General features: G+C 66.8%; 14 protein-coding genes. 5 read left to right on the plus strand and 9 right to left on the minus strand.

Annotated elements, in window-relative coordinates; translation table 11 throughout:
- Positions 1-11 precede the first annotated feature (11 nt).
- Entirely contained in the window at positions 12-1,265 is a 1,254-nt protein-coding gene (gene urtA, locus API01S_RS16315; protein ID WP_006221281.1) for an urea ABC transporter substrate-binding protein, read from the minus strand.
- A 373-nt stretch (positions 1,266-1,638) separates the two neighbouring features.
- Between urtA and atzF the strand changes: the two genes are divergently transcribed.
- The 3 genes from atzF to API01S_RS16330 are packed head-to-tail and all read left to right on the plus strand — an operon-like array spanning position 1,639 to position 7,895.
- Positions 1,639-3,498, plus strand: a complete 1,860-nt coding sequence (gene atzF, locus API01S_RS16320; protein WP_061305282.1) for an allophanate hydrolase — start codon at positions 1,639-1,641, stop codon at positions 3,496-3,498.
- Between the two features lie 18 nt (positions 3,499-3,516).
- A complete protein-coding gene (gene uca / locus API01S_RS16325) occupies positions 3,517-7,164 on the plus strand; it encodes an urea carboxylase (protein WP_061305284.1) in 3,648 nt (1,215 codons plus the stop codon).
- Positions 7,161-7,895 (plus strand): GntR family transcriptional regulator, encoded by a 735-nt coding sequence (locus tag API01S_RS16330; RefSeq protein WP_061305286.1) that lies wholly within the window; start codon positions 7,161-7,163, stop codon positions 7,893-7,895. Before uca ends, API01S_RS16330 begins: the two co-directional genes overlap by 4 nt.
- A gap of 52 nt (positions 7,896-7,947) precedes the next feature.
- Here API01S_RS16330 and API01S_RS16335 read toward each other — a convergent pair whose 3' ends face one another.
- The 5 genes from API01S_RS16335 to API01S_RS16355 form a co-directional block, all read right to left on the minus strand.
- Positions 7,948-8,763 (minus strand): anti-sigma factor family protein, encoded by an 816-nt coding sequence (locus API01S_RS16335; RefSeq protein WP_050731110.1) that lies wholly within the window; start codon positions 8,761-8,763, stop codon positions 7,948-7,950.
- A gap of 1 nt (position 8,764) precedes the next feature.
- On the minus strand, positions 8,765-9,277 hold the full coding sequence (locus tag API01S_RS16340) for an RNA polymerase sigma factor (protein WP_006221276.1): 513 nt from the start codon (positions 9,275-9,277) through the stop codon (positions 8,765-8,767).
- Between the two features lie 33 nt (positions 9,278-9,310).
- Positions 9,311-9,679 (minus strand): COG4315 family predicted lipoprotein, encoded by a 369-nt coding sequence (locus API01S_RS16345; protein ID WP_061305288.1) that lies wholly within the window; start codon positions 9,677-9,679, stop codon positions 9,311-9,313.
- A 97-nt stretch (positions 9,680-9,776) separates the two neighbouring features.
- On the minus strand, positions 9,777-10,253 hold the full coding sequence (locus tag API01S_RS16350) for a GNAT family N-acetyltransferase (RefSeq protein ID WP_050731113.1): 477 nt from the start codon (positions 10,251-10,253) through the stop codon (positions 9,777-9,779).
- 3 nt (positions 10,254-10,256) lie between these two features.
- Positions 10,257-11,183 carry a LysR family transcriptional regulator gene (locus tag API01S_RS16355; protein ID WP_006221273.1) on the minus strand — a complete coding sequence of 309 codons (927 nt, stop codon included), beginning with the start codon at positions 11,181-11,183 and terminating at the stop codon, positions 10,257-10,259.
- Positions 11,184-11,244: 61 nt separating this feature from the next.
- Between API01S_RS16355 and API01S_RS16360 the strand changes: the two genes are divergently transcribed.
- Together API01S_RS16360 and API01S_RS16365 are read left to right on the plus strand one after the other, a co-directional pair.
- Positions 11,245-12,342 (plus strand): 4-oxalomesaconate tautomerase, encoded by a 1,098-nt coding sequence (locus API01S_RS16360; protein WP_061305624.1) that lies wholly within the window; start codon positions 11,245-11,247, stop codon positions 12,340-12,342.
- Positions 12,343-12,443: 101 nt separating this feature from the next.
- The gene (locus API01S_RS16365; RefSeq protein WP_050731115.1) at positions 12,444-13,415 is read left to right on the plus strand and encodes a Bug family tripartite tricarboxylate transporter substrate binding protein; all 972 of its coding nucleotides are present in this window, start codon (positions 12,444-12,446) and stop codon (positions 13,413-13,415) included.
- 3 nt (positions 13,416-13,418) lie between these two features.
- Here API01S_RS16365 and API01S_RS16370 read toward each other — a convergent pair whose 3' ends face one another.
- The 3 genes from API01S_RS16370 to API01S_RS16380 all read right to left on the minus strand — a co-directional run bounded on the left by API01S_RS16370 (position 13,419) and on the right by API01S_RS16380 (position 17,129).
- On the minus strand, positions 13,419-14,813 hold the full coding sequence (locus tag API01S_RS16370; protein WP_061305290.1) for a DUF1501 domain-containing protein: 1,395 nt from the start codon (positions 14,811-14,813) through the stop codon (positions 13,419-13,421).
- Entirely contained in the window at positions 14,810-16,324 is a 1,515-nt protein-coding gene (locus API01S_RS16375; protein ID WP_061305291.1) for a DUF1800 domain-containing protein, read from the minus strand. Before API01S_RS16375 ends, API01S_RS16370 begins: the two co-directional genes overlap by 4 nt.
- Before the next feature lie 100 nt (positions 16,325-16,424).
- Positions 16,425-17,129, minus strand: coding sequence for an SDR family oxidoreductase (locus API01S_RS16380; RefSeq protein WP_006221268.1), 705 nt, complete (start codon positions 17,127-17,129; stop codon positions 16,425-16,427).
- Between the last annotated feature and the right edge of the window lie 31 nt (positions 17,130-17,160).

Here is a 17,160-nt window from a genome sequence, read left to right on the forward strand (position 1 = left end):
TGCTGTTTCCCTTAGAGGCCTTGCTTGCCTTCGTTACCCGGGATGTACGGGCTCCAGGGCTGCGCGCGGATCGGGCCCTTGCTCTTCCACACCACGTTGAACTGGCCGTCCGCCTTGATCTCGCCGATGTAGACCGGCTTGTGCAGGTGGTGGTTGGTCTTGTCCATTTCGATGGTGTAGCCATCGGGCGCGTTGAACTTCTGGCCGCCCATTGCCGCGATCACCTTGTCGACGTCGGTGGTCTTGGCCTGTTCCACTGCCTGCTTCCACATGTGGATGCCGACGTAGGTGGCTTCCATGGGATCGTTGGTCACGACCGTGCTGGCGTTGGGCAGGTTCTTGGCCTTGGCGTAGGCCTTCCACTTCTTGATGAATTCCTCGTTGACCGGGTTCTTCACCGATTGGAAGTAGTTCCACGCGGCCAGGTGGCCGACCAGCGGCTTGGTGTCCACGCCACGCAGCTCTTCTTCGCCCACCGAGAACGCCACGACCGGCACGTCGGTGGCCTTCAGGCCGGCGTTGCCCAGTTCCTTATAGAAGGGCACGTTGGAGTCGCCGTTGATGGTCGAGATGACGGCGGTCTTGCCGCCGGTGGCGAACTTCTTGATGTTGGCCACGATGGTCTGGTAGTCGGAATGGCCGAACGGCGTGTAGACCTCGTCGATGTCGCTGTCCTTGACGCCCTTGGAATGCAGGAAGGCGCGCAGGATCTTGTTGGTGGTGCGCGGGTAGACGTAGTCGGTGCCCAGCAGCACGAAGCGCTTGGCGCCGCCGCCGTCTTCGCTCATCAGATACTCGACGGCGGGGATGGCTTGCTGGTTGGGCGCGGCGCCGGTGTAGAAGACGTTCTTCTCAAGCTCTTCGCCTTCGTACTGCACCGGGTAGAAGAGCAGGCCGTTCAATTCCTTGAAGACCGGCAGCACCGACTTGCGCGACACCGACGTCCAGCAGCCAAAGACCACGGCCACCTTGTCCTGCGACAGCAGCTGGCGCGACTTCTCGGCAAACAGCGGCCAGTTCGAGGCGGGGTCCACCACCACGGCTTCCAGCTTCTTGCCCATCACGCCACCGTTGGCGTTGATCTCATCGATGGTCATCAGCGCGACGTCTTTGAGCGACGTTTCCGAGATGGCCATCGTGCCCGACAGCGAATGCAAGATGCCGACCTTGATGGTGTCTTCGGCTGCCAATACCTGCGGCATCCAGCCGGACATGGCCAACAGGCTCACGGCGGTCAGTTGCTTCAAGGCTAGTCTGCGTTTCATGGTGACTCCTGGATGAGTATGTGCCGGTCTAACCGGCAGGAACGATCTCTAACAACGCCTGACAACAAGGACCTCAAAGCAAAAGGCATGCCAAGTGCGCGGCGCATGCCGGGCCGCTGTATGAAGAGGGGGTGTTTACGCGCATGCCGGCGCGCGATGACCGAGCGGCGCGGCGGAATCAAAACGGTGCCGCGTGCACAAAACAGGTGCGCGTCCTGCTCGCATGCGGTGCGGACGACGCGGATGCGGACGGCGCGCGAGCGCCGGTTTGGCGGCGTCCACGCGCCGCGCCAGAGGGAAAGTGCGCGGGCCGGCCAACATGGCACGGCTATTGCTTGGGAATCCGTACTTGTATACAAGAAAGGATTCCAGCATGAATGCCGCAGCATCCCAGACGAGCCCCATCGGTTGGACCATCGCGCAATGGCAGGCCGCCTACCGCGACACCGGCGCGCAGCCCGACGTGCTTCTGGCCGACTACGCCGCGCCGCAAGACAGTGGCCCCGAGGACAACGCCTGGATACGGCGCGTGGACCGCGCCACGCTGGATGAACAACTGGACGGACTGCGGCTGATGCTGGCCGCCGTGGGCGGCGACCTGACGCGCCTGCCGCTGTATGGCGTGCCCTTCGCCATAAAGGACAACATCGATGCGGCCGGCTGGCCGACCACGGCAGCGTGCCCGGAGTTCGCGTACACGCCCGGCGAGGACGCAACCGTGGTGCAGCGCCTGCGCGCGGCGGGCGCGATCCTGATCGGCAAGACCAATCTGGATCAGTTCGCCACTGGTCTCGTGGGCACGCGTTCGCCCCATGGCGCGGTGGCCAATACGTTCAACCCGGACTACGTCAGCGGCGGTTCCAGTTCAGGCTCGGCCTCGGTGGTGGCGCGCGGCATCGCCGCGTTTTCGCTGGGCACCGACACCGCGGGCTCGGGCCGCGTGCCTGCCGGCTTTAACAACATTGTCGGGCTCAAGCCCACTCGCGGTTGGCTCAGTACGGCGGGCGTGGTGCCGGCGTGCCGCAGCCTGGACTGCGTGTCGATCTTCGCGCTGACGGTCGCCGACGCGGAATTGGTCGCCGAGGTGGCGGGCGGCTACGACGAGCGCGACCCGTACTCGCGCGCCATGCCCGCAGGCGCGGCTTTGCCCTGGCCGCGCGCGCCAAGGTTGGCGGTGCCGGCCACCTTGGAATTCTTCGGCGATGCGCAAGCCGCCGCCGTGTTCGAGGACGCCGTGCGCGCGTTGAAGGAGACGGGCGCGCAAGTGGAAGCCATCGACTTCACGCCCTTCAATGAATTGGCCGCGTTGCTGTATCAGGGCCCGTGGGTGGCCGAACGTTTCGCCGCCGTGCAGGCGTTGTGGGAAACCAACCCCGACGCCATCCACCCCGTCGTGCGCGGCATCGTCGAGCAGGCCGCCAACTACAGCGCCCTGGATGCGTTCAAGGCCGAGTACCGCCGTGCCGAACTGACGCGCCAGATCCATCAGGCGCTGGCGGGCTTTGACGCGCTGGTCGTGCCGACCTCGCCGTCCATCTACACCATCGCGCAATTGCAGGCCGATCCCGTCACGCTCAATTCGCGCCTTGGCGTCTACACCAACTTCGCCAACCTGGCCGACCTGTCGGCGCTGGCGTTGCCTGCCGGCATGCGCGCCGACGGCTTGCCCTCCGGCATCACGCTGATCGGGCTGGCGTGGCAGGACCGCGCGCTGGCGCGCTTTGGCCGCTTGTGGCAAGCGCAGCGCGGCCTGCCGCTGGGTGCGACCGGCGCGCCGCTGCCTGCGGCGCTGAATGCGGGGCTGGATACGGCGTCCGCACCCATAGACACGGTGCGCGTGGCCGTGGTGGGCGCGCACCTGACGGGCATGCCGCTGAACCATCAACTGACCTCGCGCCACGCGGTGCTGGTCGAGCAGACCCGCACGGCCGGCGACTACCGCCTGTATGCGCTGGCCAACACCAAGCCGCCCAAGCCGGGCCTGGTCAAGTCCGAGTCGGGCGCGCCGATCGAGGTGGAACTGTGGGACGTGCCGGTGACGGCGTTCGGCGCGTTCGTCGCCGAGATTCCCGCGCCCCTGGGCATCGGCACGCTGGAGCTGCAAGACGGCCGGCTGGTCAAGGGCTTCATCTGCGAGCCGCGCGGCCTGGATGGCGCGCGCGACATCACCGCCTTTGGCGGCTGGCGCGCCTATCTGGCCAGCTTGAACGCCACCGCCCGCCAACCCCTCTGAGCCACTGGGAGCCGAACCGTGTTCGATACCGTACTGATTGCCAATCGAGGCGAAATCGCCGTCCGCGCCATCCGCACCTTGAAGCGTCTGGGCATCCGCAGCGTCGCCGTGTATTCCGATCCCGACCGCAATGCCGCGCACGTGCGCGAGGCCGACGTGGCCGTGGCGCTGGGCGGCGAGAAGGCCGCAGACAGCTATCTGCGCATGGACCTGTTGCTGGCCGCCGCGCGTGAGCACGGCGCGCAAGCCATCTACCCCGGTTATGGCTTTCTGTCCGAAAGCGCCGAATTCGCCGAAGCCTGCGAAGCGGCGGGCATCGCGTTCGTGGGCCCCACGCCCTTGCAGATCCGCGAGTTCGGCCTGAAGCACCGTTCGCGCGAGCTGGCTGGGCAAGCCGGCGTACCCATGACGCCGGGCACGGGCCTGTTGGCCAGCCTGGGCGAAGCGCTGTCGCAGGCCGAACGCATCGGCTATCCCGTGATGCTTAAAAGCACGGCGGGCGGCGGCGGCATCGGCCTGTCGCGCTGCGAGAACGAGGCGGAGCTGACCGTTGCTTTCGACAGCGTGCAGCGCATGGGCGAACATTTCTTCCGCGATGGCGGCGCGTTCATCGAGCGCTATGTGGATAACGCGCGGCACGTCGAAGTGCAGATCTTCGGCGACGGCGCGGGTCGTGTGCTGGCGCTGGGCGAGCGCGACTGCTCGGTGCAGCGGCGCAACCAGAAGGTCATCGAGGAAACGCCCGCCCCGCTGCTGCCGGCGGCGACGCGCGCGGCGCTGCTGGCGGCCGCCGTGCAGTTGGGCGAGTCGGTGAACTACCGCTCGGCGGGCACGGTTGAATTCATTTATGACCCGGCGCGCGACAGCTTCTACTTTCTTGAGGTCAACACGCGCTTGCAGGTCGAGCATCCGGTGACCGAGGCGGTGACGGGGCTGGATCTGGTCGAATGCATGTTGCGCGTGGCGGCCGGCGAATCGCTGGACCTGGCCGCGATGTCGCGCGCCCCGCAAGGCTCGTCCATCGAGGTGCGCCTGTATGCCGAAGACCCGCTGCGTCAGTTCCAACCTTCGCCCGGCGTGCTGACCGAGGTGTTCTTTCCCGAAGGGGTACGGGTCGATGGCTGGGTGGCCACCGGCACCGAGGTGCCTGCCTTCTACGACCCGATGCTGGCCAAGCTGATCGTGCACGCGGACACGCGCGAGGCGGCGTTGGACAAGCTGGCCGATGCCCTGGCGCGCACGCGCCTGCACGGCATCGCCACCAACCTGGACTATCTGCGCCAGATCGTGGCCGACGAACGCTTTCGCGCGGGCCAGCTGTCCACGCGCTTTCTGGAGAGCTTTGCGTACCGGCCCGCCGCCATCGAGGTGCTGGAAGCGGGCACCTACACCAGCGTGCAGGACTATCCGGGTCGCACGGGCTATTGGGACATCGGCGTGCCGCCGTCCGGCCCGATGGACGACTACGCGTTTCGACTGGCCAACCGCATCGTGGGCAACGCACCAGACGCGGCCGGCATCGAGGCCACGCTGGTGGGGCCGACCCTGCGCTTTCATGGCGACACCGTCATCGCGTTGACCGGCGCGCAATGCGCCGCCACGCTGGATGGCGAACCGGTGCCGATGTGGCAGCCCATCGCCGTGCGTTCGGGCCAGGTGTTGGCCACCGGCCGCGCGCTGGCCGGCTGCCGCAGCTACCTGGCTGTGCGTAATGGACTGGATGTGCCGGTCTATCTGGGCAGCCGATCGACCTTCGCGCTGGGTCAGTTCGGCGGGCATGCCGGCCGCACGCTGCGCGTGGGCGACATGTTGCCCGTGGTGCGCCCTGAATTGGGCGAGTCTGCCGCCGCGCCGCTGGCGGAACCCATGGCCGCGCCGGCCGAGCTGATCCCCGCTTATGGCAACACCTGGGAGATCGGCGTGCTGTACGGCCCGCACGGCGCGCCGGACTTCTTCCAGCCCGAGGCCATCGAGACGTTCTTCGCGGCCGATTGGGAAGTGCACTACAACTCGAACCGCCTGGGCGTGCGCCTGATCGGCCCCAAGCCCACCTGGGCGCGCGAGAACGGCGGCGAGGCGGGCTTGCACCCGTCCAACATCCACGATTGCGAATACGCCATCGGCAGCATCAATTTCACGGGCGACAGCCCGGTCATCCTGACGCGCGACGGCCCCAGCCTGGGCGGCTTCGTGTGCCCCGTCACCATCGCCAGCGCGGAATTGTGGAAGGTGGGGCAGGTCAAGCCGGGCGACCGCATCCGCTTCGTGCGCATGGATTATCCGCAGGCCGTGGCGCGGCAGGCGGCGCAGGATCAAAGCGTGGCGACGCTGTCCGCCGTCGCGGCCGAGCCGCCTGCGCCCACACCGGTCGCCGTGTCCGCCACCGCTTCGGAAACCATCGTGGCCGCGCTGCCCGCAGAAGGTTCGCGCCCGTCGGTGTCGTATCGCCAGGCGGGCGATGGCTATCTGTTGCTGGAGTACGGCGACAACGTGCTGGACCTGGCGCTGCGCATGCGCATCCACCTCTTGATGGAGGCGCTGAACGCGGACCCCATCGACGGCGTGTGCGAACTGTCGCCGGGCGTGCGCTCGTTGCAGATCCGTTATGACAGCCGCCAGATCCTGCAAGGCGCGCTGATCGAACGCCTGCTCAAGATCGAAGCGGGCCTGGCCGACGTGGCCACCTTGAAAGTGCCCACGCGCGTCGTCTACCTGCCGATGGCGTTCGAGGACTCGGCCACGCTGGGCGCCGTGCAGCGCTATCAGGAAACGGTGCGCGCCAATGCGCCGTGGCTGCCCAACAACGTGGACTTCATCCAGCGCATCAACGGCCTGTCCAGCCGCAACGACGTGCGCGACATCGTGTTCGACGCCAGCTATCTCATCATGGGTTTGGGCGACGTGTACCTGGGCGCGCCGTGCGCGGTGCCGATCGATCCGCGCCATCGCTTGCTGACCTCGAAGTACAACCCGGCGCGCACGTTCACGGCCGAAGGCACGGTAGGCATCGGCGGCGTCTACATGTGCATCTACGGCATGGATTCGCCGGGCGGCTATCAGCTGGTCGGACGCACCTTGCCGATCTGGAACAAGTTCCTGAAGAATCCGGTGTTCCAGGACGGCAAGCCGTGGCTGCTGCGCTTTTTCGATCAGGTGCGCTTCTACCCGGTCACCGAGGCCGAACTGGACGTGTTGCGCGAGGACTTCCGCGAAGGCCGCGCCACGGTGCGTATCGAAGAAGAAGTCTTCGACTTTGCCGCGCACCAGCGCTTCCTGGCCGAGCAGGCCGACAGCATCGCCGTGTTCCAGATGCGTCAGAAAAGCGCGTTCGATGCCGAGGTGGCCTTGTGGAAGACCGAGGACGTGGCGGCGGAACCGTCCGCCCAGGGCCCCGAGGCGGATAGCGAGGTCGCGCTGCGCGATGGCGAACGGCTGGTCAGCGCGGATATGTGCGGCAACATCTGGAAGATACCGGTTGAAGTGGGCCAGAGCGTGTCGGCGGGCGATACGCTGGTGGTGGTCGAGGCGATGAAGATGGAACTGTCGGTGATCGCTCCCACCTCCGGTACGGTGACGGCGATACGCTGCGTGCCCGGCAAACCGGTCAACGCGGGCGACCCGCTGGTGGTGCTGGCCGAGGACTCCACCTGCACCGTGGCGGGATGATGCGCATGGAATCCGTCCAGGTCAGCCCGGCGATCCGGCAGGCGCCGGCGCTGGCCGGTTCCCTGGCCGATCAGGTCTATCAGCGCATCAAGGACGACCTGTTCGACTTTCGCATGCTGCCGGGCGAACGCTTTACCGAGGCCGACCTGGTCGCGCGGCTGGGCGTGAGCCGCACGCCCGTGCGACTGGGCCTGGCGCGGCTGGAGCGCGAAGGCTTCGTGCTGACGCGTCCGCGCAGCGGCTGGCAGGTGCGGCCGTTCGACTTCGAGCGCTTCGAGGCGCTGTACGACGTGCGGGTGGTGCTGGAGCAGGCGGCGGTGGACAAGTTGTGCGCGCGCGAACCGATGGACGAATCGGGCATCCTGGGCGCGCTCAAGGACGTCTGGCTGGTGCCGCCGCCGCAACGCATCCTGGACGGGCGGTTGGTCGCGCAGTTGGACGAGGCGTTTCACTGTTCGCTGGTGGCGGCGGCGGGCAACCCCGAGATGGCGCAGATACACCGCGACGTCACCGAAAAGATCCGCATCGTGCGGCGGCTGGACTTCACCAAGGATTTCCGCGTGGACGCGACCTACGACGAACACGCGGCGATCCTGCGGGCGGTGCTGGCGCGGCGCGGCGACGAGGCGGCGCGCATGCTGCGCTCGCATATCGACATGAGCAAGGCCGAGGTGCGCAAGATCACGCTGCACATGCTGCATGAGGCGCGCGCGGGCGGGGGCGGGGTCTGAACGTTGCATGCCGCGCGCATCTGGTGGGTGGACCCGGCAGGCAAGCGCGCCGTCAGCCTTGCAACTGTCGATAGACCTCTTGCGAGACGCGCTGCAATTCTTCGCGGCTGACCGCGCCGGACAGCGCATAGCCGAATTGCCCTTCGACCCAATAGAACACCCGCACCGGGCCTTCCTGCGTGAATTGGAACGCGGTCTGCCCGCCTGCGGCTTCGCGTGTGACGTAGAGCGTCAGGCGCTGGCCGTCGGCCGCGCCATACATGAATTGCGCGACCGGGCCCGAGCCGCCGGGCAGCAAGCGGCCACCCACCAGTTCATAACCCGCTTGCGATAGCGCGGGCGCGCGCACCGGCGCACCCATGCGCTTGGTCAACCAGGTGACCAGACCCTTTTCGTTGTCGGCGCCCACTTCAACCGGGCGTCCCATGTCGGGCGCGTACACGGCGTGCGCAATGGCGGCGCGCTGCGCATAGCCGCCCGCCGCGCGCTCGGGGCTGGCGGTGGCCAGTACGGTCTGCATGCGCTGCGCGTCCATCGCGCCGCGCACGGTCCATGCCGCGCCGGCGCTGACGGTGGCGATCAGCACGCTGGCGGCCAGGGCGCGCCACGGAAATTGCCGCGCGGGCGGCTTCAAGGGCAGCCGCAACGGCAGTGGTTCGTCCAGCACGGGGTCCAGCAGCGCGTGCAGGGCGCGGCGCTGTGCCTGCCAGTCGGAAACCCGGGTCTGATCCTGCGGATGCGTGGCCAGGAAGGCGTCGACTTCGGCATGCCGCGCAGGCGGCAACTGGCCGTCCGCATAGGCATGCAGATCGGCTTCGGTGATGGGGCTGCCGGCACTGGGCACCGGATGTAGGAATTTGTCGTTCATATCATTTCACGCGATGCAGCCGGCTGACGGTATCGCGCCCCTGCATCAGCGCGCCAAGCTTTTCACGGGCACGCGACAGCCGGGACATGACGGTGCCCAGCGGCACGTCCAGCACCTGGGCCGTGTCCTGATAGGACAGGTCCTCGACGCAGATCAGCAGCAGCACTTCCCGCTGCTCGGGGGGCAAGGCTTGCAGGCAGCGGTCCAGGTCGCGCACCTCCAGGTGGTCGGTCTGCGTGGCGCGCACCGGCGCATCGGGCAGATCGCCCGTCGCGGTCTGATCGGCCCGCCGGTTGGTGGCGCGCACGCCGTCGATGAAATGGTTGTGCATGATGCCGAACATCCATGCCCGCAGCTCGCCGCGCTTTTGCCAGCGCGAATAGCGGCTCCATGCGCGCTCCAACGTGTCCTGCACCAGGTCGTCGGCCCGGTGCGGGTCGCCCGTCAGCCCGCGGGCATAGCGCCGCAGGCTGGGGATGCAGGCCAGAATCAGGGCCTCGTCGTCGGCGCGCATGGCGTCGGGCGGTAGGGCGGATTGCGCCAGGGGTCAGGGCTTGGCGGCGTGCCAGACGTCCTTGAAGTTGTCGCCGGTCTTGTCGCCCGGCTTGGCGTCCTTGGCGTACAGGTAGACGGGCTTGCCCTTGTAGGCCCATTGCTTGGAGCCGTCGTCGCGGGTGATGACGGTCATGTCGCCCATGGGCTTGGCGTCGGCGGGGGCGGTGACGGGGGGCCAGATCTTGGCGCACTGGTCGTTGCAGGCGCTTTTGCCCCCGCTGTCCTTGTCGAAGGTGTAGAGCGTCATGCCCGCGCTGTTGACCAGGACGCCGTCTTGCGTGTTGACGGCTTGGGCGTGAGCGCCGGCCGTGAACAGGGCAGCGGAGCCAAGAACCAGGGCGGCGGCGATATGTTTGCGCATGTTGAGCCTCTTACGTAGATGGATTGGGGGTGACTGCCCTCTACAGACGCCTGCCGCCATGGCTTTATTCCAGGCCGGCCAAAAGAATCTGCAAAAGTCAGTCGGCCGGCCGGACGGCGCCGGGTTCGTAACGCATTTCAAATTCCAGGTCGGTCTCCTTGACGAGGGTGAAGCCCAGCGATGCGTACAGGCGGCGGGCGGGGTTGTCTTTGAGCACGCTCAGGGTGACGGGCGCGCCTTCCTTGTCGGCCTGTTCCAGCACGGTTTCCAGCAGGCGGCGGCCCAGGCCGCGGCCCTGGAAGTCCGGTGCGATCTGTATCTGCACGATGCGCCAGCCGGAAGCGTCGCGGTAATGCTTGAAGAGGCCGGCAGGGCGGCCATCGACCCAGACGATGTGCGCATCGTCGAAGTGGTATTGGATGCGGGCAAGGTGGTCCGCGTCGGCCATGGGCGCACCGGCGCGCGCCAGGTGTTCCTGCATGGTGGCTTTACGCAGCGCCAGCAGAAAGGGCAGGTCCTCTTCGGTGGCGGCCTGCAAGGCCAGGCTATGGAGGGATGATTGGGTCGAAGTCATGAATCAGGAAGTGGGTGGCGTTTTGCGTTTGGCCGTCTTGCCGGCTTGATGGATCAGGTTATATAGCTGTTGGGCGGCGGGCGCCAGGGGTCGGCCGCGCCGTGCGATGAGGCCCAGCGTGCGCGTCACGCGAGGATGTTCCAGCTTGATGCTCGTCAAGGTGGCGTGGCCGGCCAGCGGCATGGCCAGCTGCGGCACGGCCGCCACGCCCAGGCCGGCTTCCACCAGGCCCAGCAGCGTCATGATGTGGCTGACTTCGAAAGCGCTGACGGTGCGCTTGCCGCTCTTGGCCAGCGCATCGTCGATCAGCAGGCGGTTGCCGCTTTCCTTGGCGACGGTCATGAAGCGTTCCTGCGACAGGTCTTCCCATGACACGCTGCGCCGGCTGGCCAGCGGATGGTCGCGCCGCACCGCCAGCACGAAGTCTTCGCGCAGCACGGCCTTGAAATCCACGTCGGGTTCCTGCGTGCCGAAGAAACTGACGCCGAAGTCGGCGCGGCCCGTCACCACGCTGTTGAGCACGGTGTTGGCGGTCTCGTCGATGATGCGCACGCGGATGCGCGGGAAGCGTTCGGTGTAGTCGCGGATGACCGACGGCAGGAAGTAATAGGCGACGGATGGCACACAGGCTACCGTCACCAGCCCGCCGCGCTGCGCGGCCAGGTCGCCGATGCTCAGGACGGCGCTTTCCAGTTCGTCGATGGCTGTCCGGGCGCGTTCCAGGAAGACGCGCCCCACCTGGGTCAGGGACACGCGCCGCGTGGTGCGTTCGAGCAGGCGCGCGCCCAGAATGCTTTCCAGCTTGTCGATGCGGCGGCTGAGAGCCGGCTGCGACAGGTGCAGGTCGTCGGCGGCGGCGCGAAAGCTGGCGCGCTCCGCCACGGCCACGAACGCCTGCAATTCCTGTAAATCGAAATTGATGCGTGCCATGCATTAATCCATCCGTAAGTTGCAATTCAAATAATAGCCGGGCGGACGCAGAATGGCTTCCATGGAAACCGTAATCCCTTGCGTACTGATGCGCGGCGGCACGTCGCGCGGCCCCTTTTTTCTGGGCGACTGGCTGCCCGCCGATCCCGTCGAGCGTGATCGCCTGCTGCTGGCGGCCATGGGCTCGCCCCACGCCTTGCAGGTCGATGGCCTGGGCGGCGGCAACACGCTCACCAGCAAAGTGGCCATCGTGTCCCGCTCCACCCGCGCCGACTGCGACATCGACTACCTGTTTGCGCAGGTGTCGGTGGACCGCGCCACCGTGGACACCCGGCCCAACTGCGGCAACATGCTGTCGGGCGCCGCGCCGTTCGCCATCGATGAAGGCTTGTTGAAGGCGAGCGACGGCGTCACATCAGTGCGCGTGCACAACGTCAACACGGGCGCGGTGGTCGAAGCCGTGGTGCAAACACCCGGTGGGCGCCTGACTTATGAGGGCGATGCGCGCATCGACGGCGTGCCGGGCGCAGCGGCGCCCGTGCGCCTGAACTTCCTGGATGCGTGGGGCGCCGTCACCGGCAAGCTGTTCCCCACGGGCTTGCGCCAGGAACGCATTGAGGGCGTGGCGGTAACGCTGATCGACGCCGCGATGCCGATGGTATTGATGCGCGCCAGTGATTTCGGATTGCAGGGCGACGAAACGCCCGCGCAGCTGGATGGCAACGCGGCCTTGCTGGAACGCATCGAACGCATCCGCCTCGTGGCCGGCGCGCGCATGGGATTGGGAGACGTGTCCGACAGCGTGATTCCCAAGCCGGTCCTGCTGGCGCCGTCCAGCGCCGCAAACGGACTGGCTCTGCGTTCGCGCTACTTCACGCCGCGCGCCTGCCACCGCGCGCATGCCGCGACGGGCGCGGTAGGCGTGGCCAGCGCGTTCCTGATGCCCGGCACCGTCGCGCATGAGTGCGGCGGTCCGCCCGTGACGGCGGGCTACCGGACGGTGCGTATCGAACACCCGTCCGGTGTAATGGAGATCGATGTCGAGCTGGACAAGGATAGTGAAGTCGTGCGGGCGGCGGGCCTGGTTCGCACCGCACGCAAGATCATGAAAGGGCTGCTGTACGTGCCGGGCCATTACGGCTTGGCGCAGGCCGCCTGACCCACATTAATTACGCCGCGAGCTCAAGCCGCAAGCTTGAGCCCCAAGCAGCCCACCCAGAGGCCGCGCAGTACGGCGATTGATAAACAACGGAGACAAGCATGAAGCATTCCCTTATCAAGGCGGCCTCGGCCGCGACGATATTCCTGGCGCTGGGCGCGGGCAGCGCTCAAGCCGCCTATCCCGAACGCGCGATCACGCTGGTCGTGCCAACGGCAGCCGGTGGCGGCAACGATGTACTGGCGCGCGTGGTGGGGCAGAAGGTCGGCGAGCTGCTCGGCCAGACCGTCATCGTGGTGAATAAGCCGGGCGCGCAAGGCGCGATTGCGTCCGACTACGTGGCGCGCCAGCCGGCTGATGGCTACACGCTGATGCTGGGCTACATCGGCACCCATGGCATCAACCCCGCGATGCAGAAGCTGAACTACGACCCGGTCAAGGACTTCACGCCCATCGGCATGGTGGCCGATTCGCCCACCATCATGGTCGTCAACACGCAATTGCCGATCCAGGATGTGGCGAGCCTCGTCAAGTATGGCCATGAGCATCCGGACGCGCTGAGTTTTGCGTCGGCCGGCCCCGGCACGGCCCCCGCCGTCGCGGGCGAGCTGTTCAACCAGGCCACGGGCACGCAGATGCTGGACGTGCCGTACAAAGGGTCCGCGCCTGCCTTGACGGACACGCTGGCAGGCACCACGCAGGTGATGTTTCCCAGCCTGTTCAGCGTGTATCCGCACTTGAAGTCCGGCATGATCAAGGCGATTGCGGTGGCTGGCGCGACGCGCACCGAAGCCTTGCCGAATCTGCCCACGCTTGCCGAAGCCGGCGTGCCGGGCGTAGAGGTGCCGCAGTGGTACGCCATCTTCGCGCCCGCCAAGGCGGACGCCGCCGTGGTCGCCACCTTGAACAAGGCGCTGAACCAGGCGCTGGCGGACCCTTCCGTCAAGACGAAGATTGCGGAGCAAGGCGCCGAGGTGCGCAGCAGTTCGCCGGCCGAGCTGGGCGCGTTCGTGCAAAGTGAAGCGGTCCGGTGGAAGCAGCTGGCTTCCAAGCAGAAGTTGGCGGCGCGATAGTCCTTATGTGCTGCGCAGCAAGGCCAGCGCGTCCGCATCGAAATTGCGCAGATTCGGAAACACCAGCCGCAGGTCATCGCGGCTGGCGCCGAACCAGGTTCCCAGCGCAGAGCCCAGTTGATCCACCGCCAAGGTGGGCAGCAGCCGGCCGTTATCGACAAAGCCCGGGCCGTCCAGCGCGATCTCGGGATGTTCGCCGAAGCTGCGGCCACCGTTGACGGCCCCGCCCATGACCAGATGGTGCGACCCCCAGCCGTGGTCCGAGCCATTGCCGTTGGATCCCAGGGTGCGCCCGAACTCGGACGCGGTGAACGTGGTGACCTGATCCGCCACCCCCAACGCCGTCAACGCTTGCTGGAACGTGGCCAGCGATTGCCCCAGCTCCTTGAGCAGCGCGGGGTGCGTGTCGTTAAGCCCCGTGTGATTGTCATAGCCATTTTGCGACACGAAGAACACCTGACGCCGCGCGCCCAGCGCCTGGCGCGCAGCGATGATGCGGGCCACGATCTTGAGCTGCTGGCCCAGCGGGGTACCGAAGTCGCCGGGAACGGCCACATTGGCCAGCGCCGCGCGCAAGCGGGTGTCGGCATCGATGGATTGCGCGGCGATGCGCGACAGTTCGCGTTCCATCAAATGATCGCGCGGCTGCGTGATCAATTGGCGCAACAGCGCGGTGCAGGCGGTGGATCCATACATATCGCGTTGCAGCAGTTCGATGGGCGTGGAGCCGTTGATGCCCACCCGATAGCCCGCCACCTTGTGGCCGGCCAGCAGCACCGTGCTGCCGCCCGCCGTGATGCCCGTGAACGTGCGCTGCGCATTGGCGTTGGCGAATAGGTCCGTCAGCCGTCCGCCCCAGCCCGACGCCGCGCCCTCTGGCGCCAGCGCTTGCCAGTACGACTGCTGGTCATTGTGCGAAAAAAGCTTGGGCGGCAGCGGCACGCGGGCGCTGATGTAGTCGGCCTTGGACGTGGGCGCCACCAGCGGCCCGACATTGAGCAGCACGGCCATCTGGCCATTCTCGTAAAAGGGCGCCAGCGGCGCCAACGCGGGAGCCAATGCAAACTGCGCGCCACCGGACGCCGCCACCTTGCCGCGCAGCGCGGTGGCGCGCAGCGCATCACGTGGCAAGGCAATGTCGGTACGCGCAGCGGCGTAGGCGCGGTAGGCGGCTGCGTCGAAGGGCACGAGGGTGTTGTAGGGGTCATTACCGCCATACAGAAATACGCAGACCAGCGCCTTGTACGAAGACGGCGCGCTTGCGGGCGGCGCCGATTGCGCGGCGGCCGCGCCCAAGGCCGCCAGGTTCATCGCCAGCGGCGCGGCGGCGCCCGTCGCGCCCAGCGCGCAAGCGCGCAGCAGGAAATCGCGGCGGCGGGCATTGAGTGCGTCGGTCATTTCTGCACCAGATATTCAGGGGTGGCGGCCACTAGCATGATCGCGGCGCGCACGCGGTCGCGTCGCCGGCTGGCGGGCAGCGTGGCGACGGCATCGGCAATGGCGCGGGCGGTGGGCGCGCTGAACGCGTCGCCTGCCAGCAGCAGCACCACGCGGTCCACCAGCGCCTGCGGGTCGTGCGCCAACGCGAGCTCGGGCGCGTAATTCGTTTGCAGGTCTTCCCAGCCCCGGTCCACATAGATGGACAGAAAGTTCAGATAGCCCGCAATGCTGGTTTCATCGGTGATCTGCATTTCCGGCGCTACCAGATGCCGCCGCGCCAGCTCGGTGACGGGCGGGCTGTAGCGGGGTCGGAAAAAATTGAACACCGTCGCCGATCGCATCGGGCTTTGCGCGAGGCGAATCGTGTTGTCGGTGGTGTCGGGCATCGCCCACGCGCCATTGGTGGATGTGGCCCCAAAGGCGCGCGCCCAGCCCGAGAAGCGCAGGATGGGTTCGCGCACCTTGCCCCATGCCGGATCGTTCAGGTCGGGGTCGCGCGCCTCGGGGTCGAGCAAGATGGCGCGCACCACGGCTTTGAGGTTGCCGCGTACGCCGTGGCCGTCGTCGGCAAACACCGTGGCCACGCGTTTGACGTAAGCCGGGCTGGGGTTGCTGGTGACCAGCCGCTGGATCAGCTGCATGCCGATGAACGGCCCCACGTTCGGATGCGCGCAGATGACTTCCATGGCGCGCTTGAGCGACAGGCGGCCGTCCGTGCCGGGGGGAATCACCGCGCCCAGAAAGCGCTTTTCGGCCATCGAATGCAGCGCGTTGTTCAGCGCCATGGGCCGCCTGTGGAATTCAACGTCGGTCTCTGGCCCGTTGATATCCCATCCGGTGAACACCTTGGCCAGGCCCTGCACATCCGCGTTGGTATAGGTTTCCACCGGTGCGCCGTCGACTTTTTTCACCGTGCCGTCCGGCTCCAGTTGCAACAGGCCGATGCTGAACAGCTGCATCACCTCGCGCGCATAGTTTTCATCGGGATGGCGGCCGGTCTTCGGGTCTTCCTTGCGATTGCCTCGATACGTCAGCATGCAGCCCATCGACAGGTTCTGGGTCACGGCGGTCAGCAGCGACTGGTAATCGCCCAGCGCGTGTTCGGCCAGCAGGTCCATGAAACCGGCCGCGCCGAACAGCGGCCAAGACGCAGTGATGGATTGCACGCCCACGACGAAAATCTCGGACAGCGCAAACGCCACGCGCGTGCGCACCTGGTCTTCGGCGCTGATGAATTTGCGCCACAGCGTGGACTCCAGCGGTGCGTTGATGCCGTTGCCCTTGAAGGCCTCGGTGTTTTTCTTCTGTTGCAGCAGCCAGTCGAAATGCGACTGCGACGGCGGCATCGCCAGTTGCGCGTCGAGCCACGCGGCGTAACCGTCGCGCACGACAGCGTCGATCAGAGCGGGGGTGGGCCCGAACGTGGCCTGCGCCAGAAAGCGCGAGGCCTGGCCGGGAGTGACTGTCATCGCAAGCCTCTCGTCGAATGCGAAAGGCTACGGTACTGAACCGCGGGGCGCGCTTCAATACCGTCATTCGGACGAGAGGATTAATCCCTAAGCATGAGGCTCAGACCGAGCGCGTGATGCCGCCGTCGATGCGGATGTTCTGGCCGGTGATGTAGGACGACGCGTCGGACGCCAGGAAGGCGATCAGGTCCGCCACTTCTTCGGCGGTGCCGTAGCGGCCCATCGGAATGCGGGTGCGGCGGTCTTCCTTTTCGGGCAGGCTGTCGATGAATCCGGGCAGCACGTTGTTCATACGCACGTTGTGCGCGGCGTATTCATCCGAGAACACCTTGGTGAAGGCGGCCAGCCCCGCGCGGAAGACGCCCGACGTCGGAAACAGCGCTTCGGGTTCAAAGGTGGCGTAGGTGGAAATATTGACGATGGCGCCCGACTGCTGCTGCTTCATGATGGGCGCGACCAGACGCGCGATGCGCACCACATTGAGCAGGTAGAACTCCATGCCCAGGTGCCAGTCTTCGTCGCTGATCGACAGGAGCGGCCCCTTCGGCCCGTGCCCCGCGCTGTTGACCACCGCGTCGACGCGGCCCCATTTCTGCATCGTGGCGTCCACGAGGCGGGCCAGGTCGTCGGGCGAGCGGTTCGAGCCCGTGACGCCCAGGCCGCCCAATTCGCCCGCCAGGGTTTCGCCCTTGCCGGACGATGACAGGATGGCGACGCGATATCCGTCAGCCGCCAATTTGCGCGCCGCCGCAGCGCCCATGCCGCTGCCACCCGCCGTCACGATCGCTACTTTTTCCGTGCTCATGCCTGCTCCCTGTCGGTGTGTACGAAGAGCG

It is taken from the genome of Achromobacter piechaudii NBRC 102461 (assembly GCF_001571245.1).
In the GTDB taxonomy this organism is placed as follows: domain Bacteria; phylum Pseudomonadota; class Gammaproteobacteria; order Burkholderiales; family Burkholderiaceae_B; genus Achromobacter; species Achromobacter piechaudii.